The 26,624-nt window shown below is 33.7% G+C and carries 19 protein-coding genes; 9 read left to right on the plus strand and 10 right to left on the minus strand.

Translation table 11 applies throughout. The annotated features are described in order from the left end of the window. Positions 1-92: 92 nt before the first annotated feature. The 3 genes from CCO88_RS01450 to CCO88_RS01460 form a co-directional block, all read right to left on the minus strand. Positions 93-1,124, minus strand: coding sequence for a type II asparaginase (locus tag CCO88_RS01450; protein WP_079263971.1), 1,032 nt, complete (start codon positions 1,122-1,124; stop codon positions 93-95). Positions 1,125-1,224: 100 nt separating this feature from the next. Continuing rightward, positions 1,225-2,796 carry a single-stranded-DNA-specific exonuclease RecJ gene (gene recJ / locus CCO88_RS01455; RefSeq protein ID WP_002839146.1) on the minus strand — a complete coding sequence of 524 codons (1,572 nt, stop codon included), beginning with the start codon at positions 2,794-2,796 and terminating at the stop codon, positions 1,225-1,227. Next, the gene (locus tag CCO88_RS01460) at positions 2,783-4,417 is read right to left on the minus strand and encodes a CTP synthase (RefSeq protein WP_002839149.1); all 1,635 of its coding nucleotides are present in this window, start codon (positions 4,415-4,417) and stop codon (positions 2,783-2,785) included. Before CCO88_RS01460 ends, recJ begins: the two co-directional genes overlap by 14 nt. 112 nt (positions 4,418-4,529) lie before the next feature. Between CCO88_RS01460 and thyX the strand changes: the two genes are divergently transcribed. Together thyX and CCO88_RS01470 are read left to right on the plus strand one after the other, a co-directional pair. Further along, positions 4,530-5,153, plus strand: a complete 624-nt coding sequence (gene thyX / locus CCO88_RS01465) for an FAD-dependent thymidylate synthase (RefSeq protein WP_002779278.1) — start codon at positions 4,530-4,532, stop codon at positions 5,151-5,153. Positions 5,154-5,270: 117 nt separating this feature from the next. Beyond that, positions 5,271-6,656, plus strand: a complete 1,386-nt coding sequence (locus CCO88_RS01470) for a cation:dicarboxylate symporter family transporter (protein WP_002839150.1) — start codon at positions 5,271-5,273, stop codon at positions 6,654-6,656. Positions 6,657-6,687: 31 nt separating this feature from the next. On the opposite strand, the gene CCO88_RS01475 is transcribed toward CCO88_RS01470, so the two are convergent. Both CCO88_RS01475 and purB read right to left on the minus strand, forming a co-directional pair. Further along, positions 6,688-9,057: a ribonucleoside-diphosphate reductase subunit alpha gene (locus CCO88_RS01475; protein ID WP_002839152.1), complete on the minus strand. Its 2,370-nt coding sequence runs from the start codon at positions 9,055-9,057 to the stop codon at positions 6,688-6,690. A gap of 14 nt (positions 9,058-9,071) precedes the next feature. After that, positions 9,072-10,400, minus strand: coding sequence for an adenylosuccinate lyase (purB, locus tag CCO88_RS01480; protein ID WP_002785492.1), 1,329 nt, complete (start codon positions 10,398-10,400; stop codon positions 9,072-9,074). Between the two features lie 79 nt (positions 10,401-10,479). Between purB and CCO88_RS01485 the strand changes: the two genes are divergently transcribed. From CCO88_RS01485 to dsbI, 4 genes are all read left to right on the plus strand, one after another. After that, positions 10,480-11,376: an RluA family pseudouridine synthase gene (locus CCO88_RS01485; protein ID WP_002820948.1), complete on the plus strand. Its 897-nt coding sequence runs from the start codon at positions 10,480-10,482 to the stop codon at positions 11,374-11,376. A gap of 120 nt (positions 11,377-11,496) precedes the next feature. Continuing rightward, positions 11,497-12,363, plus strand: coding sequence for a fumarylacetoacetate hydrolase family protein (locus tag CCO88_RS01490; protein ID WP_002785494.1), 867 nt, complete (start codon positions 11,497-11,499; stop codon positions 12,361-12,363). Positions 12,364-12,410: 47 nt separating this feature from the next. After that, a complete protein-coding gene (gene dba, locus CCO88_RS01495) occupies positions 12,411-12,578 on the plus strand; it encodes a disulfide bond formation protein Dba (RefSeq protein ID WP_002779270.1) in 168 nt (55 codons plus the stop codon). A 14-nt stretch (positions 12,579-12,592) separates the two neighbouring features. After that, positions 12,593-14,110, plus strand: a complete 1,518-nt coding sequence (gene dsbI, locus CCO88_RS01500; RefSeq protein WP_002839155.1) for a disulfide bond formation protein DsbI — start codon at positions 12,593-12,595, stop codon at positions 14,108-14,110. Between the two features lie 20 nt (positions 14,111-14,130). Here dsbI and queC read toward each other — a convergent pair whose 3' ends face one another. Then, a complete protein-coding gene (gene queC, locus CCO88_RS01505) occupies positions 14,131-14,805 on the minus strand; it encodes a 7-cyano-7-deazaguanine synthase QueC (RefSeq protein ID WP_002779268.1) in 675 nt (224 codons plus the stop codon). Positions 14,806-14,880: 75 nt separating this feature from the next. Between queC and CCO88_RS01510 the strand changes: the two genes are divergently transcribed. Continuing rightward, positions 14,881-16,107, plus strand: coding sequence for an HD domain-containing protein (locus CCO88_RS01510; protein WP_002806225.1), 1,227 nt, complete (start codon positions 14,881-14,883; stop codon positions 16,105-16,107). Between the two features lie 46 nt (positions 16,108-16,153). Here CCO88_RS01510 and ilvD read toward each other — a convergent pair whose 3' ends face one another. Continuing rightward, positions 16,154-17,830, minus strand: a complete 1,677-nt coding sequence (gene ilvD / locus CCO88_RS01515; RefSeq protein ID WP_002783498.1) for a dihydroxy-acid dehydratase — start codon at positions 17,828-17,830, stop codon at positions 16,154-16,156. A 150-nt stretch (positions 17,831-17,980) separates the two neighbouring features. On the opposite strand from ilvD, the gene CCO88_RS01520 reads away from it, so the two are divergent. Continuing rightward, positions 17,981-18,628, plus strand: a complete 648-nt coding sequence (locus tag CCO88_RS01520) for a ferritin family protein (protein WP_002779391.1) — start codon at positions 17,981-17,983, stop codon at positions 18,626-18,628. A 37-nt stretch (positions 18,629-18,665) separates the two neighbouring features. Then, a complete protein-coding gene (locus CCO88_RS01525) occupies positions 18,666-19,241 on the plus strand; it encodes a ribonuclease HII (protein ID WP_002779912.1) in 576 nt (191 codons plus the stop codon). On the opposite strand, the gene CCO88_RS01530 is transcribed toward CCO88_RS01525, so the two are convergent. From CCO88_RS01530 to CCO88_RS01540, 3 genes are all read right to left on the minus strand, one after another. Then, positions 19,242-20,687: a glutamate synthase subunit beta gene (locus CCO88_RS01530; RefSeq protein ID WP_002779389.1), complete on the minus strand. Its 1,446-nt coding sequence runs from the start codon at positions 20,685-20,687 to the stop codon at positions 19,242-19,244. It lies immediately after the preceding gene. 9 nt (positions 20,688-20,696) lie between these two features. After that, positions 20,697-25,187 (minus strand): glutamate synthase large subunit, encoded by a 4,491-nt coding sequence (gene gltB / locus CCO88_RS01535; RefSeq protein ID WP_002839158.1) that lies wholly within the window; start codon positions 25,185-25,187, stop codon positions 20,697-20,699. A 133-nt stretch (positions 25,188-25,320) separates the two neighbouring features. Continuing rightward, entirely contained in the window at positions 25,321-26,622 is a 1,302-nt protein-coding gene (locus CCO88_RS01540; RefSeq protein WP_002797292.1) for a Na+/H+ antiporter family protein, read from the minus strand. Between the last annotated feature and the right edge of the window lie 2 nt (positions 26,623-26,624).

Raw genomic sequence — 26,624 nt, forward strand, 5'->3', positions numbered from 1 at the left:
CCTTATTTTTGGGTGGTTGGGGGTTAAAAGGATGAAAATACTGAATTTAGAGAAGATAAATATCCTCTCTAAACTTTTAGAAATGCCTAAATTCAGTATTTTAAAAAGTATTCTTGGATTTTTTTAGGATCATTTGTTTTTGTAAGAGCTAGCATCAAAAGAACTCTAGCTTTTTGTGGATTTAAATCTTCAGCACTGATAAAACCCAATTTCTTATCCGCATCACTCACCGCAACGCGTCCTGCTGCAACCCTTGAACTTACAACAACATCAAGCCCTTGTTTGATGAGTTCTTTTAAAGTATTTTTTTGATCTTCATGTATGCTTCCTGCGCCACTTCCTGCTACAACAATACCTTTGGTTCCATTGTCAAATAAAGCTTTTGCAGCAATAGCGCTACCATCATTTGAGTAAGTATAAAGTATATCTACCTTTGGTAAGCTTGTGAGTTTACTTACATCAAAAGGGCTATTTTTTGTGTGTGCTTTGCTTATGTTATTATAGAAGAAAACTTTTCCATCTACTATATAGCCCAAATCTCCAAAATCAGGAGAAGAAAAAGCATCAACATTTAAACTATGGGTTTTTACCACGCCCCTAGCACTTAAAATTTTATCATTCATAGCCACCATAACGCCTTTATTTTTAGCTTCTTTATCGGCAGCTAATGCTACAGCATTGTAAAGATTTTTTGGGCCATCGGCACTTATAGCAGTTGATGGACGCATAGCACCAACTAAAACTACAGGCTTATCACTTTTAATGGTCAAATTTAAAAAATAAGCGGTTTCTTCCATGGTATCAGTACCGTGAGTAATGACTACACCATCTACACCCTCATCAAAAAGCTTATTGATTTTTTTAGCAAGCTTTAACCAAATTTCATCACGCATATTAGAGCTGTCAATATTTGCTACTTGTTCCCCGCTGATATTAGCCAAATCTTGAATTTGTGGCACTGCTTTGATTAAAACATCTACACCCACAACCCCTGCTGTATAGCCTGTAGTAGCCACAGCACTATCAATAGAACCTGCTATAGTTCCGCCCGTTGCCAAAATAGCAATTTTTGGTTTGGCTTCTGCCATACATACTCCTATAGATAAAAATACCCATACACACAAAAGTAACTTTTTCACAAAGCCCCCTTATTTATTAAAATTAAGTTTCATTGATGAAACTTATATAATATTAATAAATATTAAATAAAAATTTTATAAATTTTTACAAAATTTCTTTAATAATAAATTGTGGAGTTGCCAATCTTCTAAATTCATTCTTAGAAATACTTCCAAGCAAACTAATATTTTCATACAATTGGGGTTCTTTGTCAAAATTAAAAAATAAAGCTTCTATGGTTTTATTATCTTTTGTGAGTATGAGTTTTAGATGCTTTTCATCTTTTCCTAAAAATTTTTTATTTTTAACATAAAGATTTTCCAAAATAAAAAAAGGACGCGGATTTTTATGCCCAAAAGGCTCGAAAGATTCTAAAATTTCAAGCATTTCAAAATCGATTTCATTAGGATCTAAAATACCTAAAATCTCATCTGTGTCTAAAAATTCGCTTTGAGAAATTTCCATACATTCTTTTTTTATTATGGTTTTAAATTTTTCAAAAGAATCAAGATCTAAACTAAGACCTGCAGCACCCTTATGCCCGCCATAATTACTCAATATGAAATTTGCCTTAGAAATCAAAGCTAAAATATCGATTTTTCCAACACTTCTTGCACTTCCTTTTAAGCGCTGATCGTTTTGTGAAAATACAAAAGCGGGTTTATTGAAATGTTTTGCTAAACGGCTTGCTACTATCCCTAAAACTCCCTCATGCCAATTTAAACCCGATACAACAATACAAGAATCATTTTCATCAATTTGACTTAAACTATCTTCAAAAAGCTGTTTTTCCTCATCTTTACGGCTTTCATTAAAGCTAATGATTTGCTCTAAATAAGCCGAAGCTTTATCCAAGTCCTTTGTATGTAAAAATTCATAAGAAATGCTTGCATCATCCATTCTTCCAGCACTATTGATAAGAGGAGCGATTAAAAATCCTATATTATCGAGTGCAAATTTATCTTTTTGATAATATTGCTTAATCGCCTTAAAAGCAACTCTTTTGGATTTGTTAATACACTCAATCCCTCGTCTAACCAAGGCTCTATTTAAATCTCTTAATTCCATCATATCTGCAACAATGGCAATAGCTAGAAGTTCTAAAAATTTACCCATATCGTATTTTAATTTACAAACCTCTTTTAAAGCAGCTATTAAATACCAAGCCACTTGCGCTCCGCAAATTTCAATATCTGGAAAATCACAATCTTTTTGCTTAGGATTGATAATCGCAAAGGCATCGGGTAAAGTATCTTGAGGCATATGATGATCAGTTATAATTAAATCAATATTTTTTTCTTTACAAAGCTTGGCTGCTTCAAAGGCTGCTATACCATTATCCACTGTAATAATCAAATTTACATCAAGTTCATTGATAATTTCAGCATTTAAACCGTATCCATCTTTAAAGCGGTTGGGAATTCTTACTGTATAATCAAAACCTATATCATCAAAAAATTCTGCCATAATAACACAAGAGATAATCCCATCAACATCATAATCACCCACTATAGCGATCTTTTCATTTTTATCTATAGCTTCTTTAATGCGATTTGCCGCCTTGTAAATATCTTTTAAGCAGCAAGGCAAAGGTAAATCGCAAAGTTTGGTATGTAAATCTTTTTCGAAACGAGAAGCTAGAATTTTTCTAATTTCATTTTTATCAATCGTCTTCATAGCTTATAGCCGCCTTGATAAAACCACAAATCACAGGATTTACACGCTCTAATCTTGAGGTAAATTCAGGGTGAAATTGGACAGCTAAAAAGAAAGGATGATTGTTTAACTCCACAGCTTCTATAAGCCCTTCACTCTCTCCACTTACTATCAAGCCCTTATCTTCAAATTCTTTACGATATTTTGGATTGGCTTCATAGCGGTGGCGGTGGCGTTCTTTTACACTTTTTGCTTCATTATAAACCTTAGCCAAAAGGGATTTTTCCTTGATATCACATTTATAAGCCCCTAAACGCATAGTTCCACCTAAAGGAGTTTTTGCAGTACGAATTTGTTTTTCTCCATTTGTATCCATAAATTCATCAATCAAATAAACCACAGGATTTTGGCATTTTTCATTAAATTCACTTGAATTTGCATCTTTAAGTTTTAATACATTTCTAGCAAATTCCACCAAAGCAAGCTGCATACCTAAACAAATTCCTAAAAAAGGAATTTTATTTTCTCTTGCGTATTGAATGGCTTTTATCTTACCTTCTATACCACGATATCCAAATCCCCCAGCAACCAAAATTCCACTCACATTTTTAAATGCTTCAGCACTTTCTAAATTTTCAAGCTTTTCACTATCTACCCATTTTAACTCCACTTTAGTATCTAGGGCTGCACCTGCGTGTATAATAGCTTCAGTAAGGCTTTTATAGCTTTCTTTTAAATCCACATATTTGCCTACAAAAGCGATTTTAACTTCATTACTTGGAGCTATAACTCTTTTTACCAAAGAGTCCCAATTTTCCATATTAGGTTTTAAATTTTTCAAATCCAAAATTTCAGCAATAGGATTTAAAATATCTTGCTTTAAAAAATTAAGTGGAATTTGATAAATACTAGCCGCATCAACACTTTCTATCACGCAATTTTTTTCCACCCCACAAGAAATAGCAATTTTATCTTTTAAATCCCTATCAAGAGCTTTTTCACTACGACAAATAATCATATCAGGACTAATACCTATGCGTCTTAACTCGCCTACACTATGTTGAGTTGGCTTTGTTTTTAATTCCCCCGCAGCTTTAATAAAAGGTACTAGAGTAAGATGAATATTCATAGCATTATTTTTACCCACCTCCAAACGCAAAGCACGAATGGCTTCTAAAAAAGGCAAGCCTTCTATATCCCCAACAGTTCCACCTATTTCAACGATGAGTATATCTTTGCCCTCTCCTGCTTTTTTAATGCGATCTTTGATTTCTCCTACTATATGCGGGATAACTTGAATGGTTTTGCCAAGATATTCTCCACGCCTTTCTTTTTCAATCACACTTTGATAAACGCGTCCTGTAGTGAAATTATTATCTTGAGATAAACTCTCATCCAAAAAACGCTCATAATGCCCTAAATCAAGATCGGTTTCTGCTCCATCATCAGTTACAAAAACTTCCCCATGCTCAAAAGGACTCATAGTACCTGGATCGACATTGATATAAGGATCAGCTTTTAAAATACTCACTTTAAGTCCTGAATTTTTTAAAAGTGTTGCGATAGAAGCAGCTGCTATTCCTTTGCCTAAGGAGCTTAACACTCCTCCTGTAACAAAAATATATTTGGTTTGTTTATTCATTATTAATAAGCCTTAATTTTTTGTCTAATTATAACTCGATAAAACTTTTTATTTCATTAGAATTTTAAGTAAAAAATGTAAGAATTATAAAAAAATTTATCAAGGAAAATTTATGCAAATCACTTTACTTTTTCATACCCCTCTTTCTGTATGTTCGCATGCAACAAGAACTTGTTGGCAAAGTTTTGATAAAGGAGATTGTGGTGGAGAAAAAGATAAAGAACTCATCGATCGCGTAGGAAATAAATTTAAACATGCCTCAACCTTAGAGCATTTAAATTATACTTTTTATATTCAAGGAATTTCAAGGGCTTGCTTACAAGAAGTTGCTAGACATCGCCATACAAGTCCTAGCGTTAAAAGCACGCGCTACACCCTAAAAGAACTTCGCAATGAGGGTGAATTTAAAATAGGAGATTTTGAAAATGCAAGCCGTTATCTTGTCCTTTGTGGCAATGAAGAAGTTGATAATGCTAGCATTCAAGCTTTAGAAAATTTACGCCTTATTTTACAAAAAAGTATAAGCTTGGATATAGCCAAATACTGCTTACCTGAGAGTTATAAAACCGAACTTACTTTAACAATCAATGCTAGAAGTTTGCAAAATTTTATTTCTTTGCGTAGCTCAAAATCTGCTCTTTGGGAGATTCGAAATTTGGCTAATGCTTTATTTGAAGCCTTGCCACAAGATCATCAATTTATTTTTGAGCATTGTTTGCATAAAGATATTCATTAAATCATACTAATTTTATCTTATTTATAATATTTTTATGGTATCATCCATAAGATCAAGATTTTATGGACATACTTTAAATATATTTCATACTTGATATAGTTTCTTAAAGGACTTTTTATGGATAAACAATTTTTTCAAATGTTTTTAATGTTCTCGCAAATACAAACTGTAGCTATTATTGCTGTGCTTTTTGTAATTTTTTACATTCTTAAAAAAATGCGAGATAAAAAGGTAAATTTCTCCCTTCGTATGCTTTTTGCTCTTTTTATAGGCCTAGGCTTTGGTTTTGCTTTGCAATATCTAGCTCAATTTCCAGATAGCAAAGAAGCAAGTGCTATCATTTGGTACAATGAAGCAAGACATTGGTTTGGTTTTGTAAGCTCTGTTTTTGTAGCTTTTATAAAAATGCTAGTTATTCCGCTTGTGGGTATTTGTATCATTAAAGTGATTATAGAAATTGATAAAAATATAAAAATTTCTTCCTTGCTTAGCATAAGCCTCTTTTGGATACTTTTTAGTACTGCTATAGCTGCTTCTTTGGGTATATTATTGGCTTACAATTTTCAATTAGGTGATAATTTTACTGCTTATGAAGGAACGAGACAAATTCGCGAAATTCAAACTTTTTCAAGTATTATTTTAGGTTTAATTCCTAGCAATATCATTTCTGTTATGAATAAAGAAAATATCATAGCCATTGTAATTTTTGCTTTTTTTGTGGGAATTTGCGCAAAAAAAGTTTCAAAAAAAGAAGAATATGCACAAGCTTTTCAAACTTTTGAAAATTTTGTCTTAGTTTTTTATAATATTATGATGAATATGACGGCTGCAGTGATTCGATTTATGCCTTATGCTGTAGTTTGTATGATGGCAAATGTTTTACTAAGCAATGGTTTTGAAGCAATCAAAACTGCAGGACTTTTTATCATTCTTACCTATATAGCAATGTTTATAATGTTTGGTGTGCATTTTTTACTTCTTGCTTCTCAAGGACTAAATCCTATAAAATACGCAAAAAAAGCTTTTCCTGTATGGCTGTTTGCATTCAGTTCAAGATCTTCTTTAGGGACTTTACCGATGACGACTTCAACTTTGCAAAACAAATTTGGAGTAAATCCTGCCGTGGCTAACTTTGTTGCCTCTATAGGAACAACAACGGGACTTAATGGTTGCGCGGGTTATTTCCCAGCTATGGCAGCAATCTTTGTGGCATTTGCTACACACACGCCTATAGATTTTACTTTTGCTTTGATGATAGTATTAGTAGCAGTTATTGGATCTTTAGGTATTGCTGGAGTTCCTGGAAGTGCAACTATGGCAGCTTCTATTATGCTCGCAGGAATTGGATTTGGGGATAATTTTGTTATGCTTAGCCTTATTTTAGCTATTGATCCTATCATTGATATGGCAAGAACAGCCAGTAATGTTTCAGGGGCTATGACCTCAGCGCTTTGCACTGCAAAAAATTTAAAAGCCATAGATAAAGAAATTTATAATTCTTAAAAAGATTTAAACCTAATATAGGTTTAAATCTTTATTGGCAACCTTCACATTCTATGCTACGATCAGCAATATTTATCCTTTCGCTATCAGGGCTTTCACTTCTTAGATAATAAGTCGATTTTACCCCAAGCTCCCAAGCTAATTGATATATATCATTTAAGTAACCCCCGCTTGCTTTATCGAGTGATAAAAAGATATTTAAACTTTGCCCTTGATCTATCCATTTTCCACGCACTGCTGCAGCTTTAACAAGAATTCTTTGATCAAGTTCGTAAGCTGGGGTATAATATTGCCAAGTTTCAAGACTTAAATTAGGCACTACAACAGGTATCATACCGCTTAAATTTTGCTCAAACCACTTACGCTTATAAACAGGTTCGATAGTTTGTGTTGTTCCTACCAAAATAGAAATTGAAGAAGTAGGAGCAATGGCCATCAAATAACCATTTCTCATACCATCTTCTTTTACTTTTTCCCTAAGCTTATCCCAATCACATTCGCTTTGATTAAACAACCCTTCTCTTAGGGTTAAAGCTTTGGCTTTTTCACTTGCTACATCAATAGGAAAAATCCCCTTACTCCAATTTGATCCTTCAAAATCAGGGTAAGAGCCTTTTTCTATCGCTAAATTTGAGCTTGCATTAATAGCTTCAAAGCTAATTTGCTCCATAATCTCATCGATTTTATTTAAATGCTCATCGCTTCCCCAATGAATCTTAGCCTCAGCAAGCATTTGTGCCTCACCCATAACGCCAAGTCCTATGGCGCGAGATTTTAAATTTGTATCTTTTACTTTTCTATGAGGATAAAAATTTAAATCAATTACATTATCAAGCATACGAATAGCAGTTGGCACAACACGCTCTATATCTTCTTTAGTATACACTTTGCTAAGATTTATACTTGCTAAATTACAAACGGCTGTTTTTCCATCATTTTTATATTTTTCCACTATATAAACTTTATTACCATCAATGCTGTCTAAAGTTGAGATTTTTTTGGCTGGTTTTTCATATCCCCCATCGATCACAACTTTTTGTTCTTCATCAAAATGAAGCTCATCTCCATTTTCAAAAACTACTTTGATTTGATAATAATTTGGCTCGGTATTTTGAAAAATTTCAGTACATAAATTTGAACTTCTAATAATTCCTACATGAGCATTTGGATTTGCTCTGTTAGCACTATCTTTAAAGCATAAAAATGGCAAGCCTGTTTCAAAATAATTTAGCAAAATTTTCTTCCAAAGCTCTTTAGCTTCTACGATTTCTTTGGTAATGCTTTCATCTTTTTCATATTCTTCATAGCGTTTTTCAAAAGCCTCGCCATATAAATCACACAAATCCGCTGTATCTGCAGGATCAAAAAGAGTCCATTTATCATTAGCTCTTACTCTTTTCATAAAAAGATCATTGATCCATAAAGCAGGGAAAAGCTCGTGCGCACGGCGTCTTTCTTCGCCTGAATTTTTACGCAAATCGATAAAATCACTTACATCCATATGCCAAGGTTCGATATAAACAGCGATCGCACCCTTTCTTGTGCCAAGCTGATCTACAGCCACAGCTATATCATTGGTGATTTTTAAAAAAGGAATGATACCCCCTGCAGCGTTTTTATGCCCATCTATGCTTCCACCCATTGCGCGAACTTTAGACCAATCCCAGCCTATACCTCCACCAAATTTAGACAATAATGCCATTTCTTGGTAAGAATCAAAAATTCCCTCGATATTGTCAGGAGTTGAGCCTATATAACAAGAGCTAAGCTGATGGCGTGTTGTTCTTGCGTTTGATAAAGTAGGAGTTGCAAGCATGAGTTCAAATTTAGAGATGAGATCATAAAATTTCTTTGCCCATTCTTGAGGATTAAATTCATTCTGTGCTAAAAACATAGCAATAGCCATAAACATTTGCTGAGGAAGCTCTATAGGCATACCCTTGCTATCTTTAATCAAATATCTATCATATAGAGTTTTAATGCCAAGATAAGTAAATTGCATATCGCGTTCAGGCTTAATATAATCATTTAAATCATCTAAATCATATTTTTCTTTAAGCCCAAGTAAAATTCTACCTTCCTTTTCGCCCTTTTCAAAATACTCACGCAAATGATTATAGCGATTCATTCCATTCACTTTTTTATACAAGTCAAACAAAAAAAGTCTAGCTGCGACAAAGGTCCAGTTTGGACAATCAATATCGATTTTATCTACAGCAGTTTTAATCAATGTTTTTTGAATTTCTTCAGTTGAAATTCCATCTCGAAATTGAATTTTAGCATCAAGCTCGAGCTCGCTTAGATTAACGCCTTCTAAATCTTTTATAGCATCAAAGGTGCATTTTTTGATCTTAGAAACGTCTAATTCTTCTGTGCGACCATTTCTTTTAATAACTTTCATTGTATTCCTTGTCCTTATTTAAAAGTTCTTGCAAAGATTGCATCAACATTTTTTGTGTAATAATTATAATCAAAACATTTTCTTATATCCTCTTCACTCAAGCTTTTTCTCAAATCCTCATCAGCTAAAAGTGCAAGTAAAAATAAGCTTTCATTTTTTTCATTGATAGCAGCTTTGCCATTTTGCAAATCAGCCCAAACTTTCATCGCATTTCTTTGGACTATTTTATAAGCTTCTTCACGGCTAATGCCCTTAAATGGAAGCTCTAATAAAACGCGTTGTGAAAATACGAGTCCACCTGTAAGATTTAAATTTTTCATCATATTTTCAGGATAAACCAAAAGCTTATCGATCAAATTTGTAAGACGCATGAGCATAAAATCAGCCGTGATAAAAGCATCAGGCAAAATAAATCTTTCAACACTTGAATGCGATATATCTCTTTCGTGCCATAAAGCTACATTTTCTAAAGCAGGAGTTACAAAGGATCTAAGCACACGGCAAAGCCCTGTGATATTTTCACTTAAAACCGGATTTCTTTTATGTGGCATAGCCGAACTTCCTTTTTGCCCCACGCTAAAATACTCTTCAGCCTCATATACTTCTGTTCTTTGAAAATGTCTTATTGCAACAGCAATTTGCTCGCACGATGAAGCCAAAATCGCAATGGCTGAAATCACTTGTGCGTAACGATCTCTTTGAATAACTTGATTTGAAACAGGTGCAGGTTTAAGGTCTAAATTTTTACATACTTCTTCTTCAAATTCTAAAGGAGCATGAGCAAAATTTCCCATTGCACCACTAATTTTTCCATAACTTATCACTTCTCTTGCATGCTCTAAAAGCTCTTTTGCATGTAAAATTTCATCATACCAAATCGCAAGTACTAAACCAAAAGTGATAGGTTCTCCATGAATTCCGTGACTTCTACCTACCATTAAAGTATTTTTATGTTCCAAAGCGCGTTTTTTAATCACTTCTAAAAGCAAAGAAACATCTTCTAAAATCAAATCCAAACTTTCTTTCATCTGTAAAGCTACAGCGGTGTCGATACAATCAGAACTTGTCATCGCATAATGTACAAAGCGGCTTTCCTCTCCTAAACTTTCACTTACACTTGTAAGAAAAGCAATCACATCATGCTTGGTAGTTTTTTCTATCTCATCAATTCTAGCTATATCAAATTTAGCATTTTTAAGAATTTTTTCACAATCTGTATCATTTATAAGGCCTAGTTTATTCCAAGCTTTTACAGCAGCTAGCTCTACTTTTAGCCATGCATCATATTTTGCTTGCATATCCCATTTTTTGGCCATGATTTCTCTGCTATATCTTTCAACCATCTTTGAAACCTTTTTAGCTATAATTTTTTTAAAAATGAAAATGGAATTTTATCTAAAAAAATTTAGAGAAAGGTTAAGTTTGGCTTACACAAAAATAAAACTATCAAACAATGGAAAAAAGGCGTTTCAAGTCCTTATAGATAATTTGAAAATCAATATAAATGAAGCCCAAAAACTCATAGACAAAAAAAGACTTTTTTGTGATGGAATTTTAGTAGAAGAAAAAAATAAAATCTTAAAAGGCGATGTAGAATTAATAGTCTATGAAAACAATCCCAAGGGAGTAGAAATTGTTTTTGAAAATGAAGATTTTGCGGTACTTGAAAAAGAAAGTGGAATTTTAAGTCATCCTAATGGCAGACACTGCAAATACAGCCTTAGTGATGAAATTTGGCACCTTTGGGGTAAAAAAGCGTGCGTAGCCCATAGGCTTGATAAAGAAACAAGTGGACTCATACTCGTAGCCAAACACAAAAAAGCACAAATTGAACTTAAAACTATGTTTGAAAAAAAACAAATTCAAAAAGAATACCTTGCCCTTGCAAGTGGAGAAATTAAAGTAAATTTTATAGTCGATCAAGCGATGGATTTAACAAAAGATTATGATGATGTTAAAACTAGAATGCAAATTTGTGAAAATGGAAAAAAAGCAATCACAGAGTTTGAGGTTTTGAGCTTTTATCCTAAGCTCAATGCTACACTTTTGCTTTGCAAACCACTCACAGGCAGACAACACCAAATTAGAGTGCATTTATTTTATAAAAACCACAAAATTTTAGGCGATCCACTCTATGGCCTTGAAAAAAAAGATATAGAAAAAATTTTAGATGACAAAATGGACATAGAAGAACGCATAAAACTAAGCGGTGCTAAACGCTTGTGTTTGCATTCTTATCGTTTAAAATTTAACTATAACGGAGAAAATTTTGATATTTTTTCAAAAAAGGGTATGGAAAAAATTTTAGCAGCATTTTAAAATAAAGGCGATACTTCATATCTAACAAGCTATCATTTTTAATAAAAATTTTTAAAATAAAAATTTACTTTTTGTTAAAAATTTAGTATAATCAAAAAATAAAAATATAGGATTTTATAAATGAAATTTGTTAATTTTAAATTTAATCAAAAAGCTACTCTAGGGGTGTTTAACTCAAGTGGAAAGGTCGTAAATTTAGCCGATCTTGATATCAATGTTCGTGATATGAATGAATTGATTATAAATTTTGATGAATTTAAACATAAGTTTAAAGATTTAGACTCTAAAACAGCTTATGAAATTCCAAAAGAAGATTATCTAGCTCCTATCATAGAACCTCGACAAGATATCATATGTCTTGGGATCAATTTTTTAGATCATGCCAAAGAATCTGCACAATTTAAAGGCGAAAAATTTGAAGAAAGAGAATATCCTGTATATTTTGGAAAACGCTGCAATCAAGCCACAGCTCCTTTTGGCAGCATATCTTTACATGCTGATGTTACTTCTCAATTAGACTATGAATGCGAGCTTGCTTTCATTTTAAGTAAAGATGCTTATAAAATCAAAGCTGAAGATGCAAAGGATTATATTTTTGGTTATACCATCATCAATGAAATTTCAGCACGAGATCTCCAAAAACGCCACAAGCAATTTTACCGCGCAAAAAGCCTTGAGGGAAGTACTATCATGGGGCCTTATATCACAAGTGTTGATGAGATTGCTTATCCACCTGAACTTCATTTGAAAAGTTATGTCAATAAAGAATTACGACAAAACTCCAATACAAAATTTTTTATTTTTGACATCGGATATGTCTTAGAGGAACTAAGCTCAGGAATGCTCTTAAAAGCCGGTACCATCATATCAATGGGAACCCCAAGCGGTGTAGGAATGGGTTTAAATCCGCCCGTTTTTCTTAAAAAAGGTGATGAAGTACGCTGTGTAATAGAAAATTTAGGAGAAATTTGTAATATAATATCATAAACTCTTATTAAAACAATTTTTAATAAGTTCAATCAAAAGGAGAAATTATGGAGTTCTTAGAGCTTTTATTAGTTTTAATCGCCTTGATACTGATTATCAAAAAACCAGAAAAAGAAAATTTGGCTTTTGGTTTGGTAATGGTAGCTTGGCTTTTAATGGTTTTTTTCTATGTTGGCCACAAAACAGGTGCGCTTTTAACGATAATGAATCTGTAAAGAAAGGCTAGAGAATGAACGAAATAAATAAAACAAAAAATTTCTACACTCTTATGTGTTTAGCAGGCTTTTTGATTATTCTTTTGCCTGTAGGGATTGCAAATTTTGTATTTGGTTATATGTTGGGTGATAGCCCATGCACTCTTTGTTGGGGACAAAGAGAAGCGATGATTTTTATCGGAGTTATAGCACTTTTTATCGTGCGTTATGGTATGAAAGGCAAATACCTTGCCGCTCTTTTAATCATGACTGCAGTAGGTCTTTATCAGTCTTTTGCACATTATGGCAATCACGCTCATAGAGATTTAGATCAAGGTTTTGGTTTGGCAGTTTTTGGTATCCATACTTATTTTTGGGCTGAAGTAGTCTTTTGGGCTGTAGTCTTGCTTTTGGGTGTGATGTTTGCTTTTGCTCCTAAATTTGGATCTTTTGACAAAGAATTAAACGGTGAAAAATTTAGAAAATTTACTAAATTTAGCTTCGCAGCAGTTTTAATCAGCACCCTTATCGTTGCATCAAATGTTTTTCAAGCTTTTGTAAGCACAGGAATTCCTCCTTATGTAGGACAAGGTGATCCAGTAAGATTTAGTCTTAATCCAAAATATATCATTTGGAGCACAGAGGGTTGGAATGGTTTATGGCAAAATATTTCTTTCTTAGGAAAGCGTGATGTTAAAGCTCCTGATTATGCTTTTGCACCTGCGAGTGAAAAATTGGGTATAAAATTTGATAATAATACAAATAATTCTCCATTTGCAGAAATTGACGATGAGCTTAAAATTATCAATGAACAAACCATAAATTTTGATAAAGCAATCAATACTCTTGATTATATTAATGATGAATTTGTAGCAAGTTCTAAATGGGATGTGGCTTTCTTAGATAATAATTTTAGCGTTAAAGAAGGTTTTGAGCTTGATCCTTATTTTTCAGCTACTATCGATCCTATCATAGGTATCATTCCTTATAAAGAAAATAAATTTCTTCTCATGGGATCTAATAAATCTTTCCTAAGATTTGCCAAAAATCCAAATGCGGACGAAGCTTTACAATATGCAGATTTTATTAAAGGAAATGATAAATTTGAAGGTCAAGGAAAAGATTTAGGTCGTGGAAGACTTGATACAGTTAGAGCAAAATTCAACCATGTAGCAAGTATGACTACAGATGGAAATTATCTTTATCTTGCAACTGTTCCAAACAACAAAGACGCTAAAACTTTTGTAATCTCTAAAGTTTCTTTAAAAGATCGTGTTCTTTCAGGAGAATTTACTCCAAAAGCAAATCTTAAAGAAGGTAAAACTTTAGGCGATCTTTATGTAACTTCTATGACTTTTAAAGATGGGGAAATTTATGCACTTAGCAAAAATCACAATGTGATTGCCGTAATTGATCCAGTCAAAGAAGAAGTAGTGAAAACTATCGCTTTCCCAAGCTCTATCACTAATGCTAGAAGCATTTTCTTTAAAGATGGAAAAATCAATATTCTTTCTTATCAAGATGGAGCAAACAAGCTTTATACTTTAAACTAAGCTTTAAGTCCTAGTGAAAACTAGGACTTATATTTAATCTTATCTTTAAATCCTGCTTTTTCAAAACCTCTTAAACGAAGCAAACAACTATCGCACTCCCCACAAGCTTCATCTTCACTCTCATAACAAGACCAAGTAAGTTCTAAAGGTACATTTTCTTTTAAGGCTAGTTCTACAATTTTAGCTTTGTTTAGTCTAACAAGCGGAGTTTTTATACAAACTTTGAAATTCTTACTCGTACCTTCATTGATAAATTCTTGTGCCTTTTGTATAAACTCATCAGTACAGTCAGGATAACCACTGCCATCTTCTTCTACCACCCCTATAAAAATACTCTCACAATTTTCCTTTTCAGCCAAAGATCCTGCTATACTTAAGAAAATTCCATTGCGAAAAGGCACATAAGTGATAGGTGGAGTATCGCTTGTACAAAGCTCATTTTTAGGGATGTCTATACTTTTATCGGTTAAGGCATTGCCCCCTATATCTTTGATAAAACTCACATCTAAAATATAAGATTTTTCTACTTTTAAAGCCTTGCAAATTTGCTTAAAACATTCTTTTTCTTTTTCTTGAGTGCGTTGTTCATAGTCAAAATGCAAAGCGATGATTTCATAACCTTCTTTTTTGGCCAGATAAGCACACAAAGTACTATCCATACCGCCACTTATGATACAAAGTGCTTTTTTACTCATTTTTATCCTTAAATTTGCTATAATTTCACAATTTTAACGAAAATTTTTAAATTTAAATTGCAAAAAGGCAAAAGCATGATAAACATAAAACTCATAGAACACATTTTTAAAGCCGCTTCCATCAGTCGTTGGAATGATTATCCAAGAATGGCAAATTTAGTCGAGCTTGATAAACAAGCGCATAAATTTATCATAGCTTATTTCATTGCAAAAATGGAAAAAGATGTGGATATGAAAATTATCATAGAGGGTGGAATTTTTGAGTTTTTAAGTCGTGTTGTGGTAACTGATATACGCCCTGATGTGTATCATGAAATCGTGCGTCAAAAAAAAGCTGAAGTTAATGCTTGGGTTTTAAGCAAAATCGAACCTATGATAGAAGATATAGAAGATGGGGAATTTCTAAAGCGTTTTGAAGCGTATTTAAACGGTAATGCTTATGCTAAAGAAAGACTTATCTTAAAAGCAGCTTCATATTTTGCTACAAGATGGGAATTTAACATAGTTTATCAAACCTCAGCTTTTTTAAATGATATTGATGAGATTAAAAACAAAGTTGAAGAAGAATTAGAAGATTACTATGAGCTTATAGGAGCTAGAAAAATCGCTCTTAATCAAAAAATCGCAAAAATAATTGATTTAAGCGGAAGACTTCGTTTTCAAAAGCGTTGGGCTCAAACCCCGCGCATACCTGAAACTGCTGTTTTAGGACATATGCTTGTAGTGGCGATTTTAGGATATTTTTATTCACTTAAAATCAAAGCTTGCGATAAAAGACTTGAAAACAATTTTTATTGCGCTTTATTTCATGATTTACCTGAATCTTTAACGCGTGATATCATAAGCCCTGTAAAATACGGCATAGACGGACTTCACACTATCATCAATGATTATGAAATGAAACTGATCAATGATAGAATTTTACCCTTTGTGCCTGAAAACCTAAAGGCTGAATTTTCTTATATCTTAGGCATTAGAGAGGGCAGAAGCAATGAAGCAAGTTTTGTCAAAAATGAATTTGAAAATCGCACCTATAAAAATGCTAAAATAGAGCTTTGTAGCGGAAGTTTAAGCTCTTTTAATCAAAACGAATTTGGAGCAATTGATGGCAAGGCTTTAAAATACTGCGATAAAATCGCTGCTTTTATCGAAGCAGGGCTTAGCATAAGCTATGGAGTAAAGTCTAAAGAACTTGAAAACGGTTTTGAAGATATGTTTAGATTTTTCAACGAAAGCCCTACAATCGATGGAGTAAATTTCCTCGAAATTTGTAGAGAATTTAGGGATTATTTTAAAATTTAATCTTATTTTGATTATAAACTCCAAGAACGGAATGAAAGAAACTCTTTCATTCCATATCTAAAACCGCACCCTTGCTAGCATTTGTTACAAGTTTTTGATACATTCTAAGCCATCTGGATTTTACTTCTTTTTGAGGCATTACAAAGTCATTTTTGCGTTTTGCGATTTCTTCATCGCTTAAATTTGCATTGATGATATAAGCATCTACATCGATTTCTATCTCATCACCATCTTTTAAAAGCCCTATAAGTCCACCCTCAGCAGCTTCAGGAGAAACATGACCTATGCTTAAACCCCTTGTTGCACCGCTAAATCTTCCATCGGTAATCAAAGCCACATCTGCACCAAGCCCCATACCCATGATAAGTGAAGTTGGACTTAACATCTCTTGCATACCTGGGCCACCCTTTGGCCCTTCATAACGGATCACGCAAACATCGCCTTTTTGCACTTTACCTTTAATGATACCTTTAATAGCTTCATCTTGCGAATTAAAACAAACAGCCTTGCCCTTGAATTTTCTCTCTCCTGTAATGCCTGCAGTTTTTACAACACAGCCTTGTTCGGCTAAATTTCCAAATAAAACCGCAAGCCCCCCTACTTTAGAGTAAGCATTATCTACCTTACGAATGATGGTTTCATCTTTGATTTTAGCATTTTTTAAACGATCTTGTAAACTTTCTCCTGTGATGGTTAAGGCATCAAGCTCTAAAATATGTCCTTCTCTGCTTGAAATTTCAGCCATTACAGCACTTACACCCCCTGCTTTATGGATATCATCCATATAAACAGTATTAAGTGATGGAGCGATTTTTGCAATATGTGCAACCTTGCTTGAAATAAAATTTAAATCCTTGATATCAAGCGCAACTCCCGCTTCTCTTGAAATAGCTAGCATATGTAAGATTGTATTTGTGCTTCCACCCATTGCCATATCTACCACCATAGCATTTCTTATAGCTTTTTGGGTGATAATATTTTTGATTTTAAATCTTTCATCTAAAGCGATTTCACAAATTCTTCTTGCAGCCTTTCTTAAAAGCTCTTCTCTTTCTTTACTAAGTGCTAAGATCGTACCATTTCCTTCTAAAGCTATACCCATAGCTTCACATAAAGTATTCATAGAATTTGCAGTAAACATACCCGAGCAAGAGCCTCCACTTGGGCAAGCCGAACATTCTATATCTTTAAATTCTTCTTCGCTGATTTTATTGGCCTCATATGCTCCTACAGCTTCAAAAACTGAACTAAGACTTATTTTTTCACCCTTTTTAGTCACACCCGAACGCATAGGACCACCGCTTACAAAAATAGTCGGTACATTAACCCTTAAAGCACCCATTAGCATACCTGGAGTGATTTTATCACAATTTGGAATACAAATTAAAGCATCTAACTGATGCGCATTCATAACGCTTTCAACTGAATTTGCAATGATTTCACGACTCGGCAAAGAATAAAGCATACCCTCATGACCCATAGCTATGCCATCATCCACGCCTATAGTGTTAAATTCAAAAGGGATACAGCCATTTTTTCGAATTTCATCTTTTATAATTTTTGCATATTCATTTAAAAAATAATGCCCTGGAATAATATCAATATAGCTATTTGCCACACCTATAAAAGGCTTGTCAAAATCCTCATCTTTTAAGCCACATGCTCTAAGTAAAGAGCGGTTGGGTGCTTTTAAATGCCCTTTTTTAATCGCATCACTTCTCACTAAAAACTCCTTAATATTTTTTTAATATTATAACTTAATTTTTATAAAATTTACTTGCAAGAAGTAAGCTTTCTGTGTATAATTTTCATCAATTGACAAAAGTATTTTTTTATAATACAATGCTTTTTGATTATCAAAAAGGAGTACAAAATGAGACAATATGAATCCTATAAATGTCCAAAATGCGGCAATGAAGTAGAAGTTCAAAATGTAGGCGGTGGAAAACTTAGCTGTTGTGGTGTTGAGATGGAGTGTATCACTCAAGATTTAACTGCAATAAATTTGATGAAAGCTTTTGCTGGAGAATCAATGGCTAGAAATAAATACGATTTATTTGCGGATGTAGCTGAAGAAGAAGGATGGCATGCGGTTGCAAGACATTTTAGAGAAGCAGCAGAAAATGAAAAATGGCATGCAAGAGCTGAATTTAAAGCTTATCACGAAATCGTTGATGGCAAACCTTTAGAAGTAACTACAAAAAACCTAGTAACTGCTGCAGAAGGTGAAAACTATGAGCACACAACTATGTATCCAAATTTTGCTAAAATCGCTGAAGATGAGGGTAAAAAAGCTATAGCAAGATTATTTACTGCGATTGGAAAAGTAGAAATAGAACACGAAAGAGAATACCTAGCTCTTAAAAAAATGCTTGAAGAAGAAGAATTCTTTAATAGCGAAGTAGAAGAACTATGGGTTTGTGAGGTTTGTGGACATATCCATCGTGGCAAAAAAGCTCCTGCAGCCTGTCCTTTATGTAAAGCACCTAAAGAATACTTTAAGCGTGAATTTTTAGGCTAAATCCTTGGGCGATTTTTCGCCCTTTCTTAGAGAAAATTTGAAAACTTTATTTGAAGAAAACGAACTTTTAACTCCATTTGATATTAACTTAATCGGCATTGATGAAGCAGGACGAGGTGCCTTAGCAGGTCCTATGATGATGGCAGCTTGTAAACTGCATAAAGATCTTGAGGGGCTTTGTGATTCTAAAAAATTGAGCGAAAAAAGACGCGAAGAACTTTATGAAATTATCATCAAAAATTCAAATTATCTCATACTTGCTTTTTCTTCAAAAAAAATTGATGAAATAGGGCTTAGCGCTTGTTTAAAAATGGGTTTAACACTCATAAAAAAACACTTTAAAACAGAAAATAATTTCTTATACGATGGCAATACAAATTTAGGCATTAGCGGTATAAAAACTCAAATCAAAGCTGATGCCAATATCAAACAAGTAAGTGCAGCAAGCATACTTGCAAAGGTGAGCAAAGATAGGGTAATGAATTTTTTAGCTAAAGATTTTCCTTGCTATGAGTTTGAAAAAAACAAGGCTTATGGGACAAAAGCCCATAAGGAATTGATAGCAAAATTTGGAATTTGCAAGCTTCATCGCAAAAGTTTTAAACTTTTATGACTATTTTGCTAAATTCTCATGTATATTTAAAGCACACTCTATACCGTCTTTTATAGCCCAAACGACTAAAGATTGTCCTTTTCTAGCATCTCCACAAGCAAAGATTTTTTCATGTGTGGTTTGGAAATTCTTTGTTTTGACATTGTTTTTCTCATCCAAACTTACTCCAAAATTACTAGCGATAGCATCTTCACTTCCGCTAAAACCCATAGCCAAAAGTACTAAATCTGCTTTATAGTTTTGATTAGAATTTGGAAGTTCGACATTTATAGCCTTACCTTCTTTGAATTCGCGTTTTAAATCACATGCTTCTACGCTTTCTACTTTGTCTTTACCTAAGAATTTTTTTGTCATTTTTTGATATTCTCTAGGATCTTTGCCATATACAGCAATGGCTTCTTCTAAACCATAATCTGTCGTAAAGATATCAGCTTTTAAAGGCCAAGGATTGCTTTGGCTTCTTTGTAAAGGTCTTTTTGGGCTTCTTTCAAAACGCACTATGGACTTAGCTCCTTGTCTTGTAGCTACAGCGATACAATCAACACTTGTGTCCCCACTTCCTATAACCAAGACATTTTTACCCTTTGCTGTATCAGCACCCTTACCTGTTTTTAGCAAGGTTTTGGTATTTTGCGTTAAGAAATCAAGAGCAAATTCAACACCCTTTAGTTTTCTACCCTCTATATCAAGATCGATAGGCTTGCTCGCTCCTGTGCAAAGTACTAAAGCATCAAATTCTTTTAAAAGTTTAGAAACCTTATCTTTGCTGTCTATATTTTCATTTACCTTAAATTCTATACCGCTTTCTTTGAGTAAATCAACGCGTCTATCGACTATACTTTTATCAAGCTTCATATCAGGAATTCCATACATTAAAAGCCCGCCTACTTTATCGCTTCTTTCAAAAACACTTACCTTGTAGCCAAGTGAATTTAAGGTATTAGCACAAGCAAGTCCAGCAGGCCCACTTCCTATGACGGCGATTTTTTTGCCATTGTATTGTTTAGGTTTATTTGGACTTACTAAATTTTCTTTAAAAGCATTTTCTATGATGGCTAGCTCGTTATTTTTGATACTTACGCTTTTTCCATTAATCGCACACACACAAGAATCCTCACAAGGAGCCGGACAAACACGGCCAGTAAATTCAGGAAAAGGATTGGTAAGATCAAGTCTTTCATAAGCTTCTTTCCATAAAGAACGATAAATAAGATCATTCCATTCAGGGATGAGATTGTTTAAAGGACAGCCTACATCCTTGCCTTCACTCATCACACCCGTATGGCAAAATGCTACCCCACAATCCATACATCGTCCGCCCTGAATTTCTTGTTCTTTCTTGTCTAAAAGCGTTGTAAATTCTTTGAAATTTAAAACTCTTTCTTTAGGAGCAACTTTTTTAAAATCTACCCTTTTAAAATCTAAAAAACCTCTTGCATTTCCCATTTTTACTCCTTATTTTTGTGTGATTTTCAAAAATGCTGCCAAACTTGGATCTTCTTCATCTTTGCAAAGCTCGATCATCTCTAACATTTTTTCATAATCTCTTGGCATAACTTTAAAAAAGTCTTTTTTGTCAAATTTTTCGAGTATGTCCTTAGCCTTTTTAGAATTGGTATAAGCGATATGATTTTCTATCATCGTTTTTAATTCTTTTTCATCCTTAGTGCTAAGATCTTTAATATCCACAAGCTCGGTATTTACATGGGCTTCATTGTGTCTTCCAAAGATATAAACCACACCCCCACTCATACCTGCAGCAAAGTTCGCACCCACATCGCCAAGCACTACGACAAGCCCCCCTGTCATATACTCACAACCATGCACGCCTGTTCCTAAAACTACCGCTTTAGCTCCTGAATTTCTTACGCAAAATCTTTCTCCTGCTATACCATCTAAATACACTTCACCCTCGGTTGCTCCATACAAACAAGCATTTCCTGCGATGATATTTTCTTCAGGTGAAAAAGTGGCTTCATTTGAAATTTTAGCAATGATCTTACCTCCGCTTAAACCTTTACCTAGATAATCATTGCTATCGCCTATAATCTCAAGCTTAATACCCTTTAACAAAAATGCTCCAAAGCTATTGCCTGCATTTCCTATGGCTTTAATTTGTATGCTATCTTCGCTTAAAGCGTCTTTGCCATAAGTTTTTAGAATTTCACTTGAAAGCATAGTAGCAAAAGTACGGCTTTGATTTCCTACCTCTAAAGAAAGTTTGATAGGCTCTTTTTTCTCCACAGCATTTTTACAAAGTGGGAGTAAAATTCTATAATCAATCGTTTTTTCAAGTTTATTGTCTTTATAGTCTTTAAAATGCACAGCGGTTCTGTTATAAGTAGGTAAGGATTTTAAAATTTTATCTAAATTCACTTTACCTGCTTTACCTTGCATAGGTTTTTGACGGAGTTTATCAACTCTTCCTATCATATCATCAAGGCGTTCAAAACCAAGTCTTGCCATATATTCTCTAAGCTCTTCAGCTATAAAATACATGAAATTAACCACATCATCTACTTTGCCCTTGAAACGATCTCTAAGTTCTGTATCTTGAGTGGCTATACCAAAAGGACAGGTATTTAGATGACAAACTCTCATCATCGTACAACCCATAACAATCAAAGGCGCGGTTGCAAAACCAAATTCTTCAGCTCCTAAAAGTGCTGCTATGGCTAAATCGCGTCCATTCATAAGCTTTCCATCAGTTTCTAATCTTACCCTATCTCTAAGCTTATTTAAAATCAAAGTTTGATGTGTTTCAGCCAAACCTAACTCCCAAGGAATTCCTGCATGCGGTATAGAAGTTCTAGGGCTTGCTCCTGTTCCTCCATCATAACCTGAAACAAGGATTAAATTCGCTCCTGCTTTTGCCACACCTGCAGCAACTGTTCCTATACCATTTTCGCTTACAAGTTTTACTGAAATTTTGGCGTCTTTATTCGCATTTTTTAAATCATAAATGAGTTGAGCCAAATCTTCTATAGAATAAATATCATGATGAGGTGGTGGAGAAATCAGCGTCACACCCGCTGTAGAATGTCTAGCCTTAGCTATCCAAGGATAAACTTTAAAGCCCATTAATTGTCCGCCCTCGCCTGGTTTTGCACCTTGAGCGACTTTGATTTGTAATTCTTTTGCATGACTTAAGTAGTTTAAATCCACCCCAAAACGCCCACTTGCTACTTGTTTGATAGCGGAATTTTTATTGACTCCATCTTTGATTTCATAGCGTTCCTCATCTTCACCGCCCTCGCCTGAATTTGATTTAGCACCTATTTTATTCATAGCCTGTGCTAAACACTCGTGTGCTTCTTTAGAAATAGAACCATAACTCATCGCCCCTGTTCTAAAGCGTTTAACTATACTTTCTACACTTTCAACCTTATCTATACTGATAGCTTCACTAAAATCAAATTCCATCAAAGAACGCAAATTCACTTGTTTTTCATCTACTAAAGCCGAGTATTTTTTAAAGCTTTTATAGTCTTTATTGCGACAAGCTTGCTGAAGATTAAAAATCACAAGTGGATCGATTAAGTGTTCTTCTTTAGCACTTCTAAAACCATGAATTCCTTTAGAATCTAAAGCCTTATGCGTATCGTTAAAAGCATGTTTATGTAAAGCAATAAGCTCTTTTTCAAAATCTTCTAAATCCATACCTTCAATGCGTGAAATTGTAGAAGTAAAGTATTTATCAATCACCTTAGAGCTTAAGCCCAAACACTCAAAAAGAGCAGAACCATTATAACTTTGTAAAGTAGAAACTCCCATTTTAGAAGCAATTTTGACTATACCACTTGAACTTGCTTTGATAAAATTTTCTACCGCCTTTTCATAACTTAAATTTAAATCTTTATTGGCAATGAGTTTTTGTATACTCTCATAAACCAAATAAGGATTAATAACAGTCGCACCATAACCTAAAAGACATGCAAAATGATGAATTTCTCTAGGTTCACCACTTTCGATGATAAGACTTGTATGTGTTCTTAAATTTTTTCTTACTAGATGATTATGTACTCCAGAAACAGCAAGCAAAGCAGGGATATAAGCGTTTTTTTCATCCACTCCTTTATCGCTTAAAATGATAATAGAAACACCTTTTTTAACCTCATCTTCTATCTTAACGCAAAGTTCATCTAAAGCCTTTTCTAAAGTTTTTTTAGAATAATCATAAAGTATAGAAAATTCTTTAACTTGGAAATTGTTTAAGGCTTTAACCTCGAAAAGCTCTTCATTGCTAATAATAGGCAAAGAAATTTTAACACGCTTTGCATTATTTTCATCTGGTTTTAGCAAATTCCCTTCGCTTCCTAAATATATCCTTGTAGAAGTAACAATCTCTTCTCTTATAGCATCTAAAGGTGGATTAGTCACTTGAGCAAAAAGTTGTTTAAAATAATTATACAAAGGCTGATAAGTCTTAGAAAGAATAGCCAAAGGAGTATCCACACCCATAGCCGCTAAAGCTTCTTTGCCATTTTGTGCCATACTTGCTACACTCATTTTAAGCTCATCATAGCTCCATCCAAAAGCTTTTTGAAGTTTTAAAACCTCATCTTCTTTTAAAAATTTATGTTTATAAACCCCGCTGTGTTGTTTTTCAAGCTCTACTAAATTTTTAAGCCATTGTTTATAAGGCTTCGCATTAGCATAATGCTCTTTGATTTCATTATCAGCTATTACTCTACCTCTTGCAGTATCTACAAGTAAAAGTTTTCCAGGTTCTAGGCGTTTTTTAGCTTTGATATTGTTTTCATCAAGTTTTAAAGCTCCTGTTTCGCTTGAAAGTATGAGCATATCATCTTTTGTAAGATAATATCTTGAAGGACGAAAACCATTTCTATCTAAACTCGCCCCCATGATAACCCCATCAGTAAAAACTATAGCAGCAGGTCCATCCCAAGGCTCCATCAATAAAGAATGATACTCATAAAAAGCACGCTTTTTACTTCCCATGTTCTCATTTTTATGCCATGGTTCTGGCACCATCATCATAAAAGCTTCTTCTAAAGTGCGTCCATTTAAAGCTAAAAATTCTAAAGTATTATCAAACATAGCAGAATCACTACTTGGTTTTGCTATGATAGGAAAAATTTCATCTAAATTTTCAAAATATTCGCTCTCCATCAAACCTTCTCTAGCTCTTATGCTATCGACATTTCCTCGTATAGTGTTAATCTCTCCATTATGCACCATATAGCGGTTTGGATGAGCTCTTTCCCAGCTTGGGAAGGTATTAGTCGAAAAACGAGAATGCACCAAAGCAATGGCTGATTTCATATTGACATCTTTAAAATCAAGATAAAAATCACTCAATTGAGTAGAAAGAAGCATTCCTTTATAAACTATAGTGCGTGAAGAAAAGCTTGAAAAATAAAATTTAGGCACATTAATAGCTCTTTTTTCTATAAGACGACGACAAGCATAAAGTACTCTTTCAAATTCAAGTCCTGCATTAACCGTGCTTGGTTTTTTTACAAAAGCTTGTAAAAAATAAGGCATAGCTTTTAAAGCGCTTGCTCCTATATCGCTAGGATTAAAAGGCACTTCTCTAAAACCTAAAAATTCTAAATTTTTATCTTTTAAACCTTGTAAAAATATCGCTTTTGCTTCTTCTTTAGCATCTGCATTAGGCGATAAAAACATTTGAGCTACAGCATAATCACCTTTTTGAGGAAGCTCAAAACCAAGCTCTTGAGTCATGAAAAAATCATGAGGAATTTGAATCAAAATTCCCGCTCCATCACCTGAATTTTCTTCAGCTCCCGCACCGCCTCGGTGTTCAAGATTCATCAAAATTTCTAAAGCGTCACAAATAACCTTATAAGAAGCAATACCGCGTATATTGGCAACTGCGGCAATACCACAGGCATCGTGTTCATTTTTAGGGTGATATAAACCTACGCTTTGATTGTTTTCTAAGATATTTTCCAAATCCATTTTATTCTCCTTATAAGATTGATTTTAAATTTGATAGCTTGTTAAGGATTATAACATATATTTTTTTAATATCGAGATATTTTTTATCTTAAAAATAAATAAATTAAAAAATATTTCAATGGATTTATAAAAATTATAAAAACATCGCTATGATACTTCCTAAAATCAGCAAAGGCCCATTATAAAAAATAAAAGTAGGAATACAAGTATCTTTTATATGATCGTGTTGCTTATCTACACTTAATCCCACACTCGTTCCCATCGTCGTTTCACTTGCTGGACTTCCTGCATCTCCTAAGGCCCCTGCTACTCCTAAGATAAATATAATAAGTGCTGCGCTAAAACCAAGTTCTAAACAAAGCGGACAAAAAAGTGTAGCTATGATAGGAATAGTCCCAAAAGAAGTACCTATACCCATGGTAATAATAAGACCTATTAAAAGCATTAAAAATACCGCTAAAAATTTATTTTCTTGCATCCAAGGCACTACGGAATTTACAAGCTCATTTACAGCACCGCTTTGTTTTAAAACTTCTCCATAACCCGCTGCTACAAGCATAACAAAAGCGATAAAGCCCATTAATTTAAGTCCATCATCAAAAATATCATTGACACTTTTATATTCAACTCCGCCCAAAATCACCATAGAAATAAAGCCCAAAAGCCCTGATAAAGGTAAATTCATCGTAAAAATTTGTAAAACCAAAGTCAAAATAAGCCCTACTAAAACGCCCCATTCTTTGCGTCCCATTTTGATATTATCAAAATCCATTTTTTGAATTTCTATTTCTTGATATTCTCTTGGTTTTCTATAAAATACAAAAAGCGCTAAAAAAAGTCCTAACACCATACAAATAGCAGCATAATACATCGCATTTGTTACATCTGCTAAGTTGACATTAACCCCATTTTTTTCCAAATTTTCTCTTAAAAGATCTTGGAAGTTAAGTCCAAAACCTATAGGCAAAACCATATAAGGTGTCGTAAGTCCAAAGGTTAAAGCACAAGCAACAGCCCTACGATCGATTTTTAATTTATTAAAAAGACTTAGAAGTGGTGGGATTAGCAAAGGAATAAACGCCACATGAATAGGAATTAAATTCTGCGAAAAACAAGAAATCAAAGCTATGGACAAAAGTAAAAGATATTTTTTATGAGAGATAAAACGACTGACTACCTTAATCAAATAAGCTGTTAAATTTGTCCTTGAAATCGCAGCAGCAATAGCACCTAAAAGTATATAACTTAAAGCGGTTTTTAAATTTCCCTTCATTCCGTCGATTAAAATACTCATAGTTTCCATAATCTCAATATGAGAAAAAATTCCAGCAACTAAAGCAGAAATCAAAAGACTCAAAAGTACATTAAAACGAAATAAACAAAGTAAAGTCATCAAAACTACACTGATGATGATAGGATTTGTAAGCAGGGTCAAAA

It is taken from the genome of Campylobacter coli LMG 9860 (genome assembly GCF_000254135.1).
Lineage (GTDB): Bacteria > Campylobacterota > Campylobacteria > Campylobacterales > Campylobacteraceae > Campylobacter_D > Campylobacter_D coli.

Excerpts from the sequence above, each read along its gene's own strand:
- recJ (WP_002839146.1), bottom strand. The coding sequence starts at position 2,796 with ATGAAGACGATTGATAAAAATGAAATTAGAAAAATTCTAGCTTCTCGT.
- CCO88_RS01460 (WP_002839149.1), bottom strand. The coding sequence starts at position 4,417 with ATGAATAAACAAACCAAATATATTTTTGTTACAGGAGGAGTGTTAAGC.
- thyX (WP_002779278.1), top strand. The coding sequence starts at position 4,530 with ATGCAAATCACTTTACTTTTTCATACCCCTCTTTCTGTATGTTCGCAT.
- CCO88_RS01470 (WP_002839150.1), top strand. The coding sequence starts at position 5,271 with ATGGATAAACAATTTTTTCAAATGTTTTTAATGTTCTCGCAAATACAA.
- CCO88_RS01475 (WP_002839152.1), bottom strand. The coding sequence starts at position 9,057 with ATGAAAGTTATTAAAAGAAATGGTCGCACAGAAGAATTAGACGTTTCT.
- purB (WP_002785492.1), bottom strand. The coding sequence starts at position 10,400 with ATGGTTGAAAGATATAGCAGAGAAATCATGGCCAAAAAATGGGATATG.
- CCO88_RS01490 (WP_002785494.1), top strand. The coding sequence starts at position 11,497 with ATGAAATTTGTTAATTTTAAATTTAATCAAAAAGCTACTCTAGGGGTG.
- dba (WP_002779270.1), top strand. The coding sequence starts at position 12,411 with ATGGAGTTCTTAGAGCTTTTATTAGTTTTAATCGCCTTGATACTGATT.
- dsbI (WP_002839155.1), top strand. The coding sequence starts at position 12,593 with ATGAACGAAATAAATAAAACAAAAAATTTCTACACTCTTATGTGTTTA.
- queC (WP_002779268.1), bottom strand. The coding sequence starts at position 14,805 with ATGAGTAAAAAAGCACTTTGTATCATAAGTGGCGGTATGGATAGTACT.
- CCO88_RS01510 (WP_002806225.1), top strand. The coding sequence starts at position 14,881 with ATGATAAACATAAAACTCATAGAACACATTTTTAAAGCCGCTTCCATC.
- CCO88_RS01520 (WP_002779391.1), top strand. The coding sequence starts at position 17,981 with ATGAGACAATATGAATCCTATAAATGTCCAAAATGCGGCAATGAAGTA.
- CCO88_RS01530 (WP_002779389.1), bottom strand. The coding sequence starts at position 20,687 with ATGGGAAATGCAAGAGGTTTTTTAGATTTTAAAAGGGTAGATTTTAAA.
- gltB (WP_002839158.1), bottom strand. The coding sequence starts at position 25,187 with ATGGATTTGGAAAATATCTTAGAAAACAATCAAAGCGTAGGTTTATAT.